We start from the raw sequence: 16,717 nt of genomic DNA on the forward strand, positions 1-16,717 counted from the left end.
TGTTGTTTTGCTGTCTTATGACATAAACGCCCCGGATCGAATTCAATCTGCAAACAAAACAGCAGACGATCTTTTTTTCTCCATACGTCAATCAGAGTCGTTAGCGGAGAAAGATGAAGCAGATTTACGAACCACTTTTATGGAAAAAATCGAACCGCTTTTGTAAAAAAATGGCACCAAAAGTTTTTCGCTCCCGCGCGAGAATTTTTCAGTTTACGCGCGGAAACGAAAATGTTCCCGCGCCACGTTTTTCGGCACCATATCTTCTTGTTTTCTCAGCGTGTGACGTGTACCCGATTATCCTTTTGGTCACAATCATAACGGTCGGTATAGATCAGGTGTAAAATGTATATAGATAAAGGGATGCACCAAATTATTTGCGAATTTTGAATACCAATAAGCCATTTACCGATCTAAGCCTCGGTCACCTAAAAAAGATAAACAATGAGAGCAATCTATACGAGAACGATACTTGCGTCTGCCCTATGCTTGCTAATCACATGTAAATCAAAACGTAGCGCATGGATCTCTCAGTATCGCGGATGCGGATGGAAGTAATCAGCAGGTTTTGTCTGAAGATGTCATCATAACAGACTCATTCGCACCCAAGTGGATGGGTAATAAACTGTTGTATATAGACACGGACAACGATGCTGACGTCGAGAAAGATTCGGATTGCCCGACCTCGTTATACTCTACCGATCCGGACAATGGCAACACCCAAGAACGTATCTTCGCCGGGAATACAAGGGATTCTCAATCGCCACGAACTCGTGTGTAAAGATAGACCGGAAGTACAGCTACAATTCCTGCAATAAACGGCGAGGCGGACTATATCGAATTAACCCTGCATATACGAGGCAAGGAAACTACGATGGCGCTCGACAATCAGGATGCCGGATTAGGTGTATTTATCTATGACAATACAGCTGGAGACACCAATATAAGAAATGCTCCTAAAAGGAAGGGAAAAACTAAGCAAAAAATCCTCTCATTCGAGGGGTCAAACAGAATAAAAAGAGGCACGACTCTCCCGAGCGGTGCCTCCTTCAAAAACATGAGATCAGATAATTACTTCGTTTCTATATGAATGATCCTCAGTAATTCGTTTTCATTGGCTCGAAGTAAGCCTGCGGATGAGCGCAAGCGGGACATAACTTCGGTGCTTTCTTGGAAGTAATGACATAACCGCAATTGCGACATTGCCATGCGATTTCTTCCGTTCGCTCGAAGACGGATCCGTCTTCCACATGAGCCAAAAGAGCCAGATAGCGACGTTCATGCTCGGCTTCCACCTTGGCTATCTGACGAAATACGGCTGCAATCTCCTTAAATCCCTCTTCTTCGGCAGTCTCAGCAAAAGCCGGATAGAGTTCTGTCCACTCTTCATTTTCACCGGCAGCTGCCGCGCGCAAGTTTTCGGCTGTGGAACCGATTATTCCTGCAGGAAAAGAAGCCGTTATCTCAAGCATGCCGCCTTCCAAGAAAGAGAAAAACCTTTTGGCATGCTCTTTTTCCTGCTCAGCGGTTTCCATGAAAACTCCGGCTATCTGTTCGTAACCCTCTTTCTTGGCAACACTTGCGAAGAAAGTATAGCGAGACCGAGCTTGCGATTCGCCGGCAAATGCCATGAGCAAATGCTTTTCTGTCTTTGTGCCTTTAATGCTTTTGTCCATACTTGTTTTCTATTTTAATCGACATGACGAGAGTCCGACTCTCATCACAAAAGTAGGTAGTACTACTCAATAAAACAAGAAAAACAAGGATAAATATACCTATAGATAGGTACTCGAATCTTTTTGAAGACAAGAGAGAGATCGACAAACATGCGATAAGACCGAAAATTCGGGATACAAAGAACCATCTCTTCTATTGATAAGAGGTTACCGGCAAAGTCTTTCGTAAAAGAGTCGGGTGTACCTCTTTATGCACATATAAAAAAAAGAGAGTGTGCCACAAATCGCCATCGTGCGATTGTGGCACACTCTCTAAAAAATATCTCTCAGTCTGTGATTACTTGATACCGAGTTTCGCTTTTACCTTTGCGGTCAAGTCAATAGCTGTAACGCCGGTGTAAAGCATCATACCGGCCTCCATGATATAAGCACAATTTTCTTCGTCACCCACCTTCTTGATGGCATCGGCCACCTTTTGTTGGATAGGAGCAAAAAGCTGCTGCTGACGCTTTTGCAAATCCTCCTGCATCGTTTGGTACGACTGCTGATAACGAGTTTGAATATCCTGAAGTTCCTGCTGACGACGATTGCGGATATTCTCCAGTAGAGTGTCTTTCTCCTTTACGAATTCTTCTGTCTTTTTGGCAAACTCATCGTCCATGCTCTTGAGGTCGAGGCGATACTTTTCAGCCAATTCATTGAGCTGTTTGGTAGCAGCTACTTGTTCCGGCATTTTGGAAATGATCTCCTCAGTGTTTACCACTGCTACCTTTTGTGCCAAGAGGCTCAAAGGAAGAGCCATCAGAAGCATGAGAAAAAATTTCTTCATTTCGTGTTGTTTATTTATTCGTTAGTAATATTCTTTACTTGCTAAAGCCCATCTTGCTCAGTACAAGGTCGCTAATGTCAATAGACGGACTGGCAAAGATAATTCCGGACGTACCTCTATCAAGCACCATCTGATAGTTGTTACGCTTGGCAATCTCTTTGATAGCATTCCAAATCTCATCCTGGATAGGCTTCATCAGATCGGAGCGTTTCTTATACAGCTCCCCCTCCGGGCCGAAATACTTCCGCTTGAGCTCGGATGCTTGCTGTTCTTTCTTTACGATAGCCTCTTCTTGGGCTTTCTTCTGAGCAGCAGACAAGAATACGAGATCGCTCTGATACTTCTTATACATAGATTGGGCTTCATTTTCGAGAGCTTCGATTTCATTTTGCCATTTCTTGGAAACCTGATCGAGCTGCTCGTTCATCATCTCATAGTCAGGAATATTCTTGAGGATATATTCCATATCTACCAAAGCAAACTTTTGGGAGAAACCGGAGAAAGCTATCGCCAGTGCAAAGCCGATCAAAATCAAAAACCGTTTCATATCGCCATTCATGTTTATTTGTTAGTAACTATTTTATTAGACATGCCTCTCAAACGGAGTTTAACCGATCAGAACTCCTGACCGAGTACAAAATGGACATTGCTTCCTCCTCGCTGGAGAGAATTGTCAGGACGGTCGAATCCATACCCCCAATCTATACCAAGCATTCCGACCATCGGCAACGTTACACGCAATCCTACACCGGCCGATCGCTTCAGGTTAAAGGGATTATAATTGTCGATACTGCGCCATGCATTTCCTGCTTCGGCAAAAGCTAAGAGCCAAGCATTGAATGAGTTTTCAAACAGAATCGGGAAACGCAATTCCATTGTGAGACGCATATACGCGTATGCATAGTCATAGTTATTACCGGCAATAGATCCGTTTTTATAACCACGCAATCCAATCGTCTCGTTCATATAACCACCGTAGTAGCTGGACATACCATCGCCCCCCATGTAGAAAGTACCGAAAGGCGACTTCTTATTGGAATTGTACGAACCAAGTACAGCCCCTTCCACACGACTCATGAGCACGGGCGTATATTTATGCGTAGCAGGATTGAGCAATGGAGTAAAGACTCGTCCTCTAAACTTCCACTTGTGATACTCGATAAATCTGTAACGATCGCTTACGCTCAGGTTCTGGCTGGCATAGTCATGATTGTCCCACAAAGAATAAGGGAGGGTGGCAGCTACAGAAACCATGAAGTCGGATCCGCTACGGGTATAAATCGGGTTATCGATGGAAGTACGGGAGAGACGCAACTCCAAATTGAGATCATTGGCTGAGCCATGATGGAAATTCTGGAAGGTATTGTAGCTCCAATTGCGTAGTCTATAGTAGGTATAGTTCAGAGAAGTGTAAATCTGGAACCAATTGTCAGGCCATGTCAAACGCTTACCATAACCAATCGAAGTACCCAGCATCTGAAGCGAGCGATCCGGATCACTGGCCTGAGTATAGAGATCACCGGCGTAACCGGACATTCCATTGTAATAACTATTATAGTTGTTGTAGTAGCTATTATAATAGGCATTGTAATAATTGCCGGCATTGCTATTATAGAATTTGGAGTCAATAGCCGTGGTCTTCGAATAGAAAGCACTGAAGCTGAACATATCCGGCCGCTTACCACCGAACCAAGGATCCATAAATGTGACACTATACTGCTGGTAATACTTACCATTGGTTTGTGCACTCAGCGACAGCGTCTGTCCATCTCCCTGCGGAATAATACCTTTCTTATACATTGAGGGATGGAGCAGATTCGCGACAGAGAAGTTCGTGAACTTAATGGCTCCTCGGAACAGGAGTCCGGACTGGCTCCAACCTACAGAAAGTTCCAGCTGATCGCTGCTGCGCGGCACCAAATCATACTCTATATCCACCGTACCTGTCTCCGGATTGGGGATCGGACGAGGAATAGATTTTTCAGCATCGAAATGCCCGAGCTGATTGATCAGACGAATAGAGTTAATGATATCCTCCCGACTAAAGAGCTGGCCCGGCTTTGTGTAAAGTTCTCGGCGTACGACATCTTCGTAAACAACGGTATTCCCTTTGATGATCACCTTATTGATATTGGCCTGCTTACCCTCGGCTATACGGATATCGAGCGAAACGGAATCCCCAACCACGTTAGTCTCTACTGGATCGACCCAGGCAAAAATGTAACCATTGTTATAATACAGGTTTCCGACAGCATCTTCATCTTCATTAAGACGCTTCGCCAATCGTCTTTGATTGTACACATCTCCGGATTTTATTCCGAGCACACGCTCCAAGTACTCCGATGGATATTGCGAATTGCCGACAAAATTGATATCCTTAATGTAATACTTCTGTCCCTCATCGATATTGAGATAAATATCTACTCTCTTGCCGTCGGGAGCCTTCACGACACTGTCGGTCAGTATTTCAGCATCACGATATCCATATTCCTGATACTTCTCTATCAGTCGGACCAAATCTTCACGATAGTTCTCTTCCACAAACTTATGAGTACTGAAGAGCTTCAAGAAAGATGAGCGAATGTGCTTCCTGAGACTGAATTTGGCATTGGTGTTCTTCATAGCCATTCGCAGCTTATGATCGCTAAGAGCCTTGTTGCCAGAAAAATAAATTTCATTCACCTTGGTTTTGCTTTTCTTCTCAATTGAGATAAGCACATTGACAAAGCCATCTTTGGAAAGATCCGGTTCCTGAGTTATCTGTACGCTGGCATCGCGATAACCTTTCTCACTAAAAAACTTCTGTACGATTTGCTTGACCTTGTCTTCATTATTTCTGGTCATCTGAATCCCTTCGCGAAGACCGGTTTTCATTTCGAGATCTTCTCTCTCGGACTTCTTTACCCCGCTAAAAGTAACCTTACTGATACGAGGACGTTCTGTGACAATGATTTTCAGATAGACCTTATTGCCGACATATTTATCCGCGATGATTCGCACATTTGAGAAGTAGCCCTGACGCATAATTCTATTCACGGCAGCAGACATGGCATCTCCGGGAATCAGGACTTCATCACCTACAGCCAAGCCGGAAAGATTGCGCAAGACAAAGTCATCGAAAGACCTCATCCCCTCGATCTCAATAGATGCTATGGTCTTATGAATAGGCTTGGCATAGGATATTTCAGGGCTATATATAGTATCCTGATGGGTCAGATCCGAGGACTGTCCTTTCAGAATCCCTATACTGGCGCAGAAGAGAGCTGCTACGGCAATAATCTTTTTGTACATAGTCTTTCTCAAATGATTCAATATTTATTTTCTCCGAGAGCGATTTGCTCGCTGGTCTTGCCGAATCGACGCTCTCTCGATGAATATTCTTCTATGGCTGCCTTCAGACAGTCGGCATCAAAGTCGGGCCAAAGCGTATCGGTGAAAAACAACTCCGTATAGGCCATTTGCCACATAAGAAAATTGCTGATACGTTTCTCTCCACCTGTACGAATGAAGAGATCCGGATCCGGAATACCGGCAGTGGAAAGATGATCAGAGACCAAATCGACATTTATATCTTCAGGCTCCACACTTCCATCCCGAACCTTTCGAGCCAATCTACGGATGGCATCGGTCATTTCCCAGCGAGAACTATAGCTAAGGGCCAAAACCAAAGTCAGCCCCGTGTTTCCGGCAGTCTCTCGAATACCCTTTTCCAACGATTCACGGACATCCTCGGGGAGCCGACTGAAATCGCCGATAGCCAAGAGGCGAATGTTATTGGTCATCAAGTCCAGCATCTCATTCATGATAGCTGTTACGAAAAGGCCCATCAGTGCCTTGACTTCCTCTTCCGGACGATTCCAATTCTCCGTACTGAAGGTGTAGGCTGTGAGATATTCCACACCGCAACCGGCTGCTGCACGCAAAGCTACGCGCAGAGCATCCACACCGGCCACATGTCCTTCGCATCGCTCTTTGCCACGCATCTTCGCCCAACGGCCGTTACCATCCATGACCAAAGCGATATGCCTTGGCACTATAACCGCTGACTGGAGCTTGTCTCCATCACCTACCATCTATCTCTTTTCTATCAAGATATTTCACCTAACGACCAATCCAAGAGAGGTCTATTTCCTTAGAATGTTTCGAGCCCCTATTGTTTATTACAAAAAGTCTTACGCAGGCCGAAGTCATACGTAATCCTAAGCACTAAAGCCCCTGTAGCATCTTTGTTTTTGACCCAGGAGTCATTGATCTTATACGGATCCTCGAGCCAAACGCTTTTATCCGTCAGCGCATCCAGAGCATCGGTAAGCAACCCCGTGAAAGAATACTCGATACCGACATTGATCCGCGGTTTAAGCTTATACTTCACCCCCATTCCCACAGTAATCCCGGGAGCAAAAGCGGAACCTTTGGCACCCGAAGCAAAACCTAAAGACAACCCGGCTGCTACATAAGGAGACAGCCGCGCTGTACCAAGATACTTATAGCCATCGCTATAAGGGAGAAAGTTAAATTCGCTTCTAACGTGGAGCTGAGTCAAGCCAACCTTAAAATCCGCTTGAGCAAAATCGGGGAAGACATTCCCGGACTTATCGGTATTGCCTCTCAATGTACGCCAATCCAACATGGCACTGAAAGCCCAGCGAAAATTATAATTGTAGCGTCCGACCACCTGCAAACCAACTCCGGAAGAACCGAACAAGCCTCTGTTTGCATCACCGAAATACTGAGCAGCACCAAGACCTCCTCCTATTTCGTAGAGATAATCCTGAGCAGCTATCCGGCCGTTACACACAGCAAACAAAGCAATGGCGGCACAGATCCGTGCCGCATAGTTCTTACTAATTGTTTTCATTCAGTTTCAGGATACCCTTCCATATCGTGGAAAAGAATGTTCCTGAAGAGCTAACGCCTCCCAACTGATATATATTGTAAGCTCCATCATCAAACGCACAGACGAACGGCAATGGATAGCCGGCTGTGTAGAAAGGATCGGCCGGCAACATAATATCCGCGGCTCCACGTTTCCATGTGATGCCCTTATCAGTCGAATACGCCACAGCCACTCGCTTTATACCTTCGGCTTGTTCAGTAGCATAATAGTACAAGTTACCATCCGATGGAGTTTGCACCAAAGCCCCTTTTTCCATTGATGCGGGAATGGCTCCGGCAGCCAAGTCAAGTCCAAACCAATCGTTTCCATTGCTCGTGATCCAAACGGAATCGGCAGGAACACCCGTACGCATTACACCGCCGACCAAGCGGAGCATTGGATGATTGTTTGCTTTATATAGTTGAGTACTGAAATTGCGAACAGGGAAAGTTTCGGGAGCTTGCTCCTGCCAAGAATGGACTCCATCGATATTGGTGGCAAAGAACAGAGAGCCATCTTTTTCAGCAAGTAATGCCAGTGTGTGACTCCCCTGTGGCCAAACCATGGCACCCAGCAGGGCAGTCACAGGAACTTCGGAGGGGAGCAAACTCCAGTTTGTGAAGTCATCGCTTTGATAAATCCCCGAATCTGTTAGAATCCAAGCGTGTCCATCTTCAGTCACAGCTATCTGCCGACACGCACCGGACAAGCCGGATGACGGCAGTAAAGACCAATGAACAGGGTTCTTCCTGTCAGATGAATACAACAATGTCTTATTACCTGTGGCAGCAACCATATAAACTTTATCGGCATGCGTTACCACATCGACAAAAGAGGCATTGATGTCCGGTAAAGCTACCCCATCAAGCATGTGCCAAACGAACGAAGTCGGTTGATAATCATAACGATTGAGGGTAACGGTATACTTTTTCGTTTTCTCGCCACTTTCATCGAAAACCATTAAATGTAAGGTACGACAATCGCGCAACCACAAAGAGTCCTTATTGTGCCAATCTTTATATTCCCCATCATTAACCGCTACTTGCAACTTTTTTGCAGAGAGATCCGTAACGAGATTCATTAGGACAGAATCTAAAACCGTGCCATAAGGCATATATTTCTTATTAACAATTGTCCCTTTTGCATGATCGATAGAGAAAAACACTTTTTCTAAATCCGGATTCTTCTTAGCGGAAAGGTAGAATCGGTGGATTTGCAGATCAACCACATTCACGTCTTCGATATCTAACTTGGACTCCTTACAAGAGACCAAAGCTATACCTGAGCAAAAGGAGATAAAAATCCAAAAGAGATATCGGATGAAATGTTTCTTGCACATACCTATAATAATTTTGTGTACAAAGATAAGATATCTGCCGACTTATGTAACAATTGCAGGCTATCGCATCCAGGGCAACCGCATCAAAATAAGGATATCTTTGGGATTATGCATGTAACAGATTTTTCAAGGAGGTAAAAGATCCTCGTGCTGTAGGTCGCTGTAAGTATAAGTTAAGCGACATTTTAGTTATCGCCTTGGCGAGTTATCTGTTTGGTGGATCGGATTATGAGTCAATGCACGAACTGGGTTTAGGGCGAGGAGAATCCCTTCGTCCATTGGTTGAACTTCCTAACGGCTGTTCTGGCGCAGATACGTTTGAGCGTGTACTCCAACACATTGAACCTCATTGCTCTTTAAGCTTGTCTCAGTGTTTATGGAAAAGACTTGATTAGCGATTTAGAGAGTAAACATATTGCCATAGATGGCAAGCGTTTGCATGGCTCCCAAAAGAAGACCGGGCGTACATATATACTCTCGGCATGGATTGATCAAGTGAGCTTAAGTCTTGTCAAGAGACAGTTGCAGACAAACAGAATGAATTACAAGCTATTCCCGAAGTACCGGATAGGCTTGATTTAAGCGGATCAATTGTTAGTATTGATGCAATGGGAACACAAACAGCTATTGCTGAAGTGATTATTCAATCAGAGGCCGACTATATTCTTAGCCTCAAAGCCAATCAGAAGTATTTGTTTGAAGATGTCCAAGATGTGTTTTCAGGGAAATATAAATTTCATTCTTGGGGAACAATAGAGAAAGATCATGGGCGTATTGAAAAGCGTATTTATACAACGCTAAACGCCTCAGGGGTTTTCGATGAGAAAGAATATTCACAATGGCAGGGCTTAAGAAGTTTAATCCAAATAGAGCATATCGTGAGCCGTTTAGATGGAGGCATTCATCAAGAAAAGCAATACTATATCTGCAGTTTAGCCCCTGAAGATTGCAGCAAGATAGGACAATGCATTCGAGGGCATTGGTGTATTGAAAATCACTTACACTGGCATCTTGGTGTGACTTTTAAGGAAGATGCGTGCAGGGCGAGGAAGGACTACTCTGCGACAAATCTTAACACGTTAAGAAAGTTTGCCTTAGCCATTGTTTCGCAGTATAAAGACAAGCTCTCCTTACGAAAGAGGTATTCAAAGCTGCGCTAAACTTAGACTGTCTCAAACAACTTTCTAATGATTTGATGCGGTTGCGAAAATGCACCAATTCAGAAAAGGCACAGGGAGCACAGGGAGTAAACTCTTGCATGCCAAAAAAGTATTGACAATAAGCATTTTCACTCCATTGTTCTACAACGGATTCATCCGAGAGATTGCGAAGGTGCTTGAGTATCAACAATGCACACATCAAACGAATCGGCTTACTATGGCGACCATTATTCTGACAATACAAAGGGCCGAAAGCCAGATCAAACTTCTCCCAATTGTTTTGTCGGCCAATTTGTAGACTGGATGCAATTTAATCATGAAAATCTGCAAGTTTCCTGCTATAAAGACAAGAAAACTTGCAGATTTACCAAAGGAATTCGCAAACTAATTTACTGAATATCAGAGATTAAAAGGACTTTTAAGGGACGACTACACAGAGAGGGAAACACAACTTTTCACCCATTAATTTATTGATTCCCCCCTCCAATTTTCTAAAAATTGACAGACGAACAAAGCCCTAGCTTGTGAAAGTTGGGGCTTCCTCGTATTATGAGTATGAAAAGATAGGGGCTGCGACAAAAAAATTTTGATGCAGCCCCATACTTCATAGCTAGATCTACAACTGAATTATATCGGCCAGTTCTTTATTAGCTGCGGATTAGTTTGTCGATCTCGCTGTGGGAACTCCCAAGTATATGCATAAAAGCCTACAGGAGCTTGAGCTTTCAAAGGAGTAGTATTTGCAAAACCTTCTAAACCAGGCTGAGTCTCAAAAGCATCATGATTATTAGGGATACTCCAGCGGACCATATCACGCAAACGACTACCCTCACCTATAAGCTCACGCGTACGCTCTGCTTGCAGTGCTTCCATATTAACGACTGAAACTTCTGCTCCACGAGCTTTACTCAAAGCCTTGAGATATTTTTCGGCTGTTGGGGTATCTCCAGTCTGAAGAGCAGACTCTACCAAGATTAAGTAGGCCTCAGCAACGCTAAAATAACGAGCTCCGACTTTAAGGCTTGGCTTATCCTGAACATCACGATAAGCCTTGTCCTCAAGGAATTTATTTACTAAATACCCCTTGTCCTTTTTCACAACTTTCGCGATATAGACGGATTTGCGGAAATCTTCGTTTTCATAAAGATCCACTACCCATTGGAAAGGAACTGCGCTCGGATTATATTTTATATCCTTACCTGCTGGCACAGCACCATTTAGTGTCGTAGCAGTAAACGAGCCAAGAGTCGCAGAAGCAAAACCACGAAAAATAATTTCAGGATTATTAGCATCTGATCGATAAATATTCTCAAACTCAGAAGCATCTGCTGCACCAATCAAAGGATACTTATCAACAACCATCTTAGCATCCGCTGCAGCTTTTCCATATTCACCCAAGGCGAGGTAAATTCTTGCTCGGAGGGCATAGGCGTAATCACGGCTTACATAAAGAACGCTCTCCCTGTTTTCGGGCAAAACTTCAATAGCCTCAGACAAACGTGACAAAATGTAATCATAACATTGTGCCTTCGTTGCACGGGGACCGATATAACCAGGATTATATTCTTTCAACAGAATAACGCCAAGATCTTTCGCACCGGAATTAACTTCTGTCACGCTTTCATGGAAGCTAAAACGATCCATCAGTCGCCAAATAGCCAATGCCTGTAAAACTTTTCCTTCCGCCAAGAAGCTCTTAGCATTGGCGATCTCGGTGGAATTTTTATACACTTGATTCTGCAATGCAGCTTCCGTATTGTTAACAAAAGCATTCGCTTGCTGATTTAGTCGATTGTATACGAAATAGTAGCCAGCTATACCGGAGACTTCGCCCTCATCAGCACGTCCATGGTCGTTAAGTATGCCTAGATCCCAATTCACGAACGGAGCTAAGGTGTTACCATCAGTAATGGTAGTGCAATACATATCGGATTGAAGTTCCTGATAAAAATGCATTCGTGGATTTTCAGTATTACGCAAAAGTGCGTAAAGACCATCTCTGTTTTGTTTCGTCTGCACGAAAGAAGTATATGGCTGTTGGAAATCATTTCCTTCGGGGTCGCGGTCAAGCTCGCAAGAGGATACGCTCGCTGCTAAGAAAACTGTCGCAACCCAATAAATTATTTTTTTCATATCAAATGTTTCTTAAGAATAAGTAAATCCTAGAAAGACAACTGAATACCCGCAACGTACTGCTTAGAATTAGGATATTGATTTTGTCCCACATTCCCCCCTGCTTCAGGGTCAAAGCCTTTATACTTCGTAACAGTTAACAGATTGCGCGCCATCAAATAGACACGAGCTCCACCAATCACATTCTGCCCGGCAAAAAGACTATTGGGGAGTACATAGGTGAGTTTGAGATTCTTCAAACGCAGGAAAGAAGCATTCTCCAACAAATGCGTATCAAACTGAGGAGACTGTCCCAATTTTGGAACATCTGTTTCTTTATTATCCTCTGTCCAGGCATTCAATAGCATTTTATCTTTATTTAATTGCATCAATCCACCTCCATTCTCTGTAAAGTAACGGTCATTATTGATCATCCATTTACCAACGATGTAGGCAAAATCAGCATCTAATGAAAGTCCTTTCCAAGAAGCACCTAAGGAGAAACCACCTGTAATAGGAGGAGTAACAGACTTATCAATTCGTGTCTCCAAATCAGCTGAGTACTGGCTTGTTGTAACTTTATTACCATTCGCATCGACTTGACCAGGAACATACCACAACTGCTTACCGGTTTCTTTGTCGATTCCGGCATATTCAGCCATATAGAACGAATTGGGGTACCCAATTTCCCATATAGTACCGGTATTAGGCAACATGTACTTATTGAGACCGAAGAAAAGCTTTGTTATTTCCTGTCTATTGTAGTTGAAATTCGCAGAAGCATATACGTTCCAGTCCTTATTTTGGTAGATCGTCCCCTTAAGAGAAAGGTCTACACCCGTATTTTTCATAGAGCCTACATTCTGATACTGTGAGAAGAAACCACTGATATAAGGCATCGGGACATCAATCAACATATCATTCGTAGTGCGGACATAGAAATCTACCTCTGCAGATAAGCGATTATTGAAAGCCCCTGCAGCCAAACCGAAGTTGAACTGAGACTGCTTTTCCCACGAGAGGTCGGGATTGCCTGCTGTAGAAATGCTAAGCCCCATAGCATCTTCGGTATAATTGTTCACAGTAACGAGTGCTTGGTGATTGTAATTACCAATTTCCGAGTTACCCGTTGTACCATAACTCATTTTCAGTCGAAGATCACTGAGCCAATTACTTTCTTGAATGAATTTATTATATATGTCAAACATTCCACCGACAGAATAGAACCACGCGCTTCTATTATTGGATCCGAATCGAGAAGATTGGTCATTACGAACAGAGAAATCTATATACATCCATTTGTCAAAACCGTAATTAAAACGACTAAAGAAAGACAAATAGGCATATTCAGCGACCCTGTGCTCAGGCAAAGACAAACTATTTCCGGTTTTTCCCTGGCTCAGTAACATCAACTTATCACTTTCAAATCCTTTAGAATATGCCCCAATAACATCCCCTTCATATTCAATATATTCATGCCCCAACAATGCTGTAAGATCATGTTTTTCATCAATTGAAAACTTATATTCGGCCGTATTTGTAAAAGACTTGCTAACATCTCGATAAGCTCTTTCTCTTCTTTCCCCAAGAGGCGTAGAATCATACGGATTATTGGGCATTCTCTTAGAAGAAGTGCGAGTATTAGTAATATCAACACCAGCCTGCGCCTTTAAAGTAAGGCCTTTAATCGGAGTAATCTGGGCGAAACCATTTACATTGGCCTGATGTGATTCTGAACTGTACGGTCTCATTTTTGCGAAGTACGGTTCTGTCATAGAAGGTCTGGTAGCTCCATATATGTAATAGACATCTGCCAAATCCCCATTCACATCAAAAGGGTTATAATAACGAGGCGTCGTTAACACACCGAAAGTACCCGACCCCAAATAATACTTTCCAAAATAGTCGGCAGATCGTCTATTCGCTATCGCACCAGACAAATTTGCACCAACTTTCAGCCATTCGTTGATACGACTTTCGAAGTTGAGCCGGCCACTATAACGCTTAAAATTTGCCGGTTCACGAGCCATACCTTCCTGATCGAAGTAGCCTATAGAGGCATAATATGAAGTTCCCTGAGACCCTCCGGAGAAAGAAATATCACCTTGACTGGTAGGTGCTGTTTTAAACAAAGCCTTGAGCCAGTCTGCATCATGATTAAAATCCACCGGGAACAATGTCTTACCATACTCATCTTTCAAAGAATCATAATTGCCATACAAATCTTCAGCTCCGGCAAGGATCATATCCTTAACCTTCTGAACGGTTTGATTGTTCCCCCAAAAACCTGCCTTCACCTGAAAATCTAGCAATTCATCTCCGGTCATCATATTATCAAGGGGCTTAGTATTCAGGATTTTAGAAATCCCGTAACTGGCATTAAAGGTAATACGACCTCTCTCGCCCATTTTACCTTTCTTCGTTTGAATGAAAACGACTCCGTTTGCAGCACGAGCTCCATAAATAGATGTTGCAGAAGCATCTTTCAAAACGGACATAGATTCAAAATCATTCGGATTCATCGTAGCCACAACATCCAAAGAAGTTTGCATACCATCCACGATATACAATGGTGCAGAGCTTGCCCCCAACGACCCTGTACCATGAATCTTTACGTCTGCAACCTTTGTAGGGTCACCGGATGTAGTCATGACCTGCATACCGGCTACTTGACCCTGAAGGGCGTCCATAATGTTGGCAACAGGTTTCTCCGCCAACTTCTCACTGGACACCTTGGCTACAGAACCGGAAACGGTGCTGAGCTTCTGCCCCGTACCATAACCTAATACAACTACCTGCTCCAGGACCTTAGAGTCCGGATCCAAAACGATCTTCATTACGTTAGCAATGGCAACCTCTTTGGTAGTCATACCGGAGTAGGACACTCTCAGCATCTTGGCATTGGCGGGCACGCTGAGCGTGAAGTTACCATCCAAGTCGGTCGCAGCACCGATAGTGGTGTTTCCGACAACCACGACATTCGCGCCGATCAGGGGTTCATTATCTTCGGAGGAGATAACCGTACCCTTCACGGTTCTATTCTGGGCCATAGCCCACCCAATGCTCGTCAGCAAGCAAAGGAAGAATAGCGTCATTCTTTTCATAGACTTTTCTTTTGCGTTAAACTTAAAATTATTACTGTTATGTTGTTTCCTTATCTTTCCGGCTTTGCCCTTAACCAAGGAAAGTGTCAGAAAGCCCCCACCGGCCACAGGCACGGGTATACGAAACTTCCACAACTACCCTATGATACGGACAGCGACAAAACTAAATAAAAAAATGCAACCAGACTAATCCTCTTCTCTTTTTTTGATCTAATAATCCGGAAGGGCTGTCCATTTGACACGCAAACCTTACAAAAAACGCACTTTTGGCCATCTTACATGCTTATTGCCGAAACCCTGAGACAAAACAGAAGCTCCAAGGAGGTACAAACACCTTCGTAATAGCAGATAAAACAGAGCGATTTCTTATATATAAACAGCAGCAGATTATCAAGAGAGCATTGATAATTTCCACATCCTGTTCAGACATTTTGGAGGACAAGTTATAAACAATAATTCCTCTCGCCGGATTCCTGATAAAGCATGCCCCCCTAAAGAAAAGATCGCTTTACGCGCGAAAAATTGCTTGACCGACACGCCGAAAAACATGGCGCGAGAAAATTTTCGCTTTGGTGCGGGAAAGAAAAAATTTACGCGCCACAACGAAAAAAATCTCGCTCCACATTTCCGGAAAATACAGACCGCAAGCGGAGAATTTCCGGGACGTGTTTTTCATGGTCACTTGAGATCGAACTCACGAAAAAGCAGGAAGGAGTTACAAATCGTTCAATTTGCAGCTCCTTCCTTATTATAAGCTGAGATCAAGCTAAGACAGCTCTTTCAAAAGGAAACTATTTTAGCATTCCTCCTCCTATGATGCTCGATCTGTTCAGCTCATCAGTTAACGATTAGCTTCCTTACGTCAGTAGCTGTAGTAGGACTATGAAGACTGACAACATACGCTCCATCAGTCAGAGCTTCTGTCATCGACNCTCATCAGTTAACGATTAGCTTCCTTACGTCAGTAGCTGTAGTAGGACTATGAAGACTGACAACATACGCTCCATCAGTCAGAGCTTCTGTCATCGACTTGCCTCCGGCCTTTACATCCCCGCGGAACAATAGCTTACCGTCAGTGGTGTAAATTTGCACTGTGTAGTCATGGGCACTGTTGTTGCTAACAACAATCCGCTTTCCAACCGTACCAACCACAACAGACATTTCCTCCGAATCAACGCCGGCCTCATCAAACGAGAGTCGGAATCGTGCACCCGAATCCCCTCGTTTGGCCTCGAATGAATACGAAGTGGTATTCGTTATACGGTGCTTGGATTCGGTCTGAAGATCGTGCAGATATACAGCCCCTTTCGAAAAATGATCAGAAAGGGCAAACTCCAATGTGTATTGACCATCCTTATCTGCATCGAAGCCGATCTGCAGATTATCCAACTCAGGAACAGCCGCAACCTGGAATTTATCATTGCCGATATCCGACAGCGCATAAAGCTGTGAAAGTCCCTTCTCCGGCAGCTTGCGACCATCCCAGCCGTTGTCGAAACCGAAAGAAAGACCCGGCTCCGTAAAGATCCACAAACGGTCGGCAGACTCGTTGCCAAGAACATCCATCACAAGAGAAGGCATACCGGACGAACCCGTATCGTTAGAACGCCATACGATCTGA

At 43.9% G+C, this 16,717-nt stretch carries 12 protein-coding genes and 3 pseudogenes; 3 read left to right on the plus strand and 12 right to left on the minus strand.

The genetic code is table 11. The features are described from left to right. Positions 1-201: 201 nt before the first annotated feature. A pseudogene (locus HQ49_RS12565) lies at positions 202-321 on the plus strand (DUF1661 domain-containing protein); the annotation flags it as partial. Positions 322-1,097: 776 nt separating this feature from the next. Here HQ49_RS12565 and rbr read toward each other — a convergent pair. From rbr to HQ49_RS03130, 7 genes are all read right to left on the minus strand, one after another. Then, a complete protein-coding gene (rbr, locus tag HQ49_RS03100) occupies positions 1,098-1,676 on the minus strand; it encodes a rubrerythrin (protein WP_039418376.1) in 579 nt (192 codons plus the stop codon). A 337-nt stretch (positions 1,677-2,013) separates the two neighbouring features. Beyond that, a complete protein-coding gene (gene ompH2, locus HQ49_RS03105) occupies positions 2,014-2,505 on the minus strand; it encodes an outer membrane protein OmpH-2 (RefSeq protein ID WP_039418378.1) in 492 nt (163 codons plus the stop codon). Between the two features lie 34 nt (positions 2,506-2,539). Next, on the minus strand, positions 2,540-3,052 hold the full coding sequence (gene ompH1 / locus HQ49_RS03110; RefSeq protein WP_039418406.1) for an outer membrane protein OmpH-1: 513 nt from the start codon (positions 3,050-3,052) through the stop codon (positions 2,540-2,542). A 68-nt stretch (positions 3,053-3,120) separates the two neighbouring features. Next, entirely contained in the window at positions 3,121-5,796 is a 2,676-nt protein-coding gene (gene bamA, locus HQ49_RS03115; protein ID WP_039418380.1) for an outer membrane protein assembly factor BamA, read from the minus strand. Positions 5,797-5,813: 17 nt separating this feature from the next. Then, positions 5,814-6,578: an isoprenyl transferase gene (locus HQ49_RS03120; protein WP_039418381.1), complete on the minus strand. Its 765-nt coding sequence runs from the start codon at positions 6,576-6,578 to the stop codon at positions 5,814-5,816. 77 nt (positions 6,579-6,655) lie between these two features. Next, the gene (porG, locus tag HQ49_RS03125; protein WP_039418382.1) at positions 6,656-7,363 is read right to left on the minus strand and encodes a type IX secretion system protein PorG; all 708 of its coding nucleotides are present in this window, start codon (positions 7,361-7,363) and stop codon (positions 6,656-6,658) included. Continuing rightward, the gene (locus HQ49_RS03130) at positions 7,350-8,720 is read right to left on the minus strand and encodes a DUF6242 domain-containing protein (protein ID WP_039418383.1); all 1,371 of its coding nucleotides are present in this window, start codon (positions 8,718-8,720) and stop codon (positions 7,350-7,352) included. Before HQ49_RS03130 ends, porG begins: the two co-directional genes overlap by 14 nt. A 122-nt stretch (positions 8,721-8,842) precedes the next feature. On the opposite strand from HQ49_RS03130, the pseudogene HQ49_RS10320 reads away from it, so the two are divergent. Further along, a pseudogene (locus tag HQ49_RS10320) lies at positions 8,843-9,903 on the plus strand (ISAs1 family transposase); the annotation flags it as partial. On the opposite strand, the pseudogene HQ49_RS10620 reads toward HQ49_RS10320, so the two are convergent. From HQ49_RS10620 to HQ49_RS12025, 4 genes and pseudogenes are all read right to left on the minus strand, one after another. Then, positions 9,885-10,186: pseudogene (locus HQ49_RS10620) on the minus strand (transposase); the annotation flags it as partial. The pseudogenes HQ49_RS10320 and HQ49_RS10620 overlap by 19 nt on opposite strands. A 321-nt stretch (positions 10,187-10,507) precedes the next feature. Continuing rightward, on the minus strand, positions 10,508-12,013 hold the full coding sequence (locus HQ49_RS03150; RefSeq protein WP_039418388.1) for a RagB/SusD family nutrient uptake outer membrane protein: 1,506 nt from the start codon (positions 12,011-12,013) through the stop codon (positions 10,508-10,510). A gap of 29 nt (positions 12,014-12,042) precedes the next feature. After that, complete coding sequence (locus HQ49_RS03155; RefSeq protein WP_039418408.1) at positions 12,043-15,096, minus strand: SusC/RagA family TonB-linked outer membrane protein; 3,054 nt, start codon at positions 15,094-15,096, stop codon at positions 12,043-12,045. 508 nt (positions 15,097-15,604) lie between these two features. Continuing rightward, positions 15,605-15,721: a DUF1661 domain-containing protein gene (locus HQ49_RS12025; protein ID WP_235290045.1), complete on the minus strand. Its 117-nt coding sequence runs from the start codon at positions 15,719-15,721 to the stop codon at positions 15,605-15,607. Here HQ49_RS12025 and HQ49_RS11175 point away from each other — a divergent pair. Then, positions 15,669-15,782 (plus strand): DUF1661 domain-containing protein, encoded by a 114-nt coding sequence (locus tag HQ49_RS11175; protein ID WP_235290046.1) that lies wholly within the window; start codon positions 15,669-15,671, stop codon positions 15,780-15,782. The genes HQ49_RS12025 and HQ49_RS11175 overlap by 53 nt on opposite strands. 250 nt (positions 15,783-16,032) lie before the next feature. Here HQ49_RS11175 and HQ49_RS03160 read toward each other — a convergent pair. After that, a partial coding sequence (locus HQ49_RS03160; protein ID WP_152569129.1) for a T9SS type A sorting domain-containing protein occupies positions 16,033-16,717 on the minus strand: 685 nt, incomplete at its 5' end.

The organism is Porphyromonas gulae (assembly GCF_000765945.1).
Lineage (GTDB): Bacteria > Bacteroidota > Bacteroidia > Bacteroidales > Porphyromonadaceae > Porphyromonas > Porphyromonas gulae.

Bases quoted from the DNA above. Each gene is read 5' to 3' on its own strand.
- rbr (WP_039418376.1), bottom strand. From the start codon at position 1,676: ATGGACAAAAGCATTAAAGGCACAAAGACAGAAAAGCATTTGCTCATG.
- ompH2 (WP_039418378.1), bottom strand. From the start codon at position 2,505: ATGAAGAAATTTTTTCTCATGCTTCTGATGGCTCTTCCTTTGAGCCTC.
- ompH1 (WP_039418406.1), bottom strand. From the start codon at position 3,052: ATGAAACGGTTTTTGATTTTGATCGGCTTTGCACTGGCGATAGCTTTC.
- bamA (WP_039418380.1), bottom strand. From the start codon at position 5,796: ATGTACAAAAAGATTATTGCCGTAGCAGCTCTCTTCTGCGCCAGTATA.
- HQ49_RS03120 (WP_039418381.1), bottom strand. From the start codon at position 6,578: ATGGTAGGTGATGGAGACAAGCTCCAGTCAGCGGTTATAGTGCCAAGG.
- porG (WP_039418382.1), bottom strand. From the start codon at position 7,363: ATGAAAACAATTAGTAAGAACTATGCGGCACGGATCTGTGCCGCCATT.
- HQ49_RS03130 (WP_039418383.1), bottom strand. From the start codon at position 8,720: ATGTGCAAGAAACATTTCATCCGATATCTCTTTTGGATTTTTATCTCC.
- HQ49_RS03150 (WP_039418388.1), bottom strand. From the start codon at position 12,013: ATGAAAAAAATAATTTATTGGGTTGCGACAGTTTTCTTAGCAGCGAGC.
- HQ49_RS03155 (WP_039418408.1), bottom strand. From the start codon at position 15,096: ATGAAAAGAATGACGCTATTCTTCCTTTGCTTGCTGACGAGCATTGGG.
- HQ49_RS12025 (WP_235290045.1), bottom strand. From the start codon at position 15,721: ATGTGGAGCGAGATTTTTTTCGTTGTGGCGCGTAAATTTTTTCTTTCC.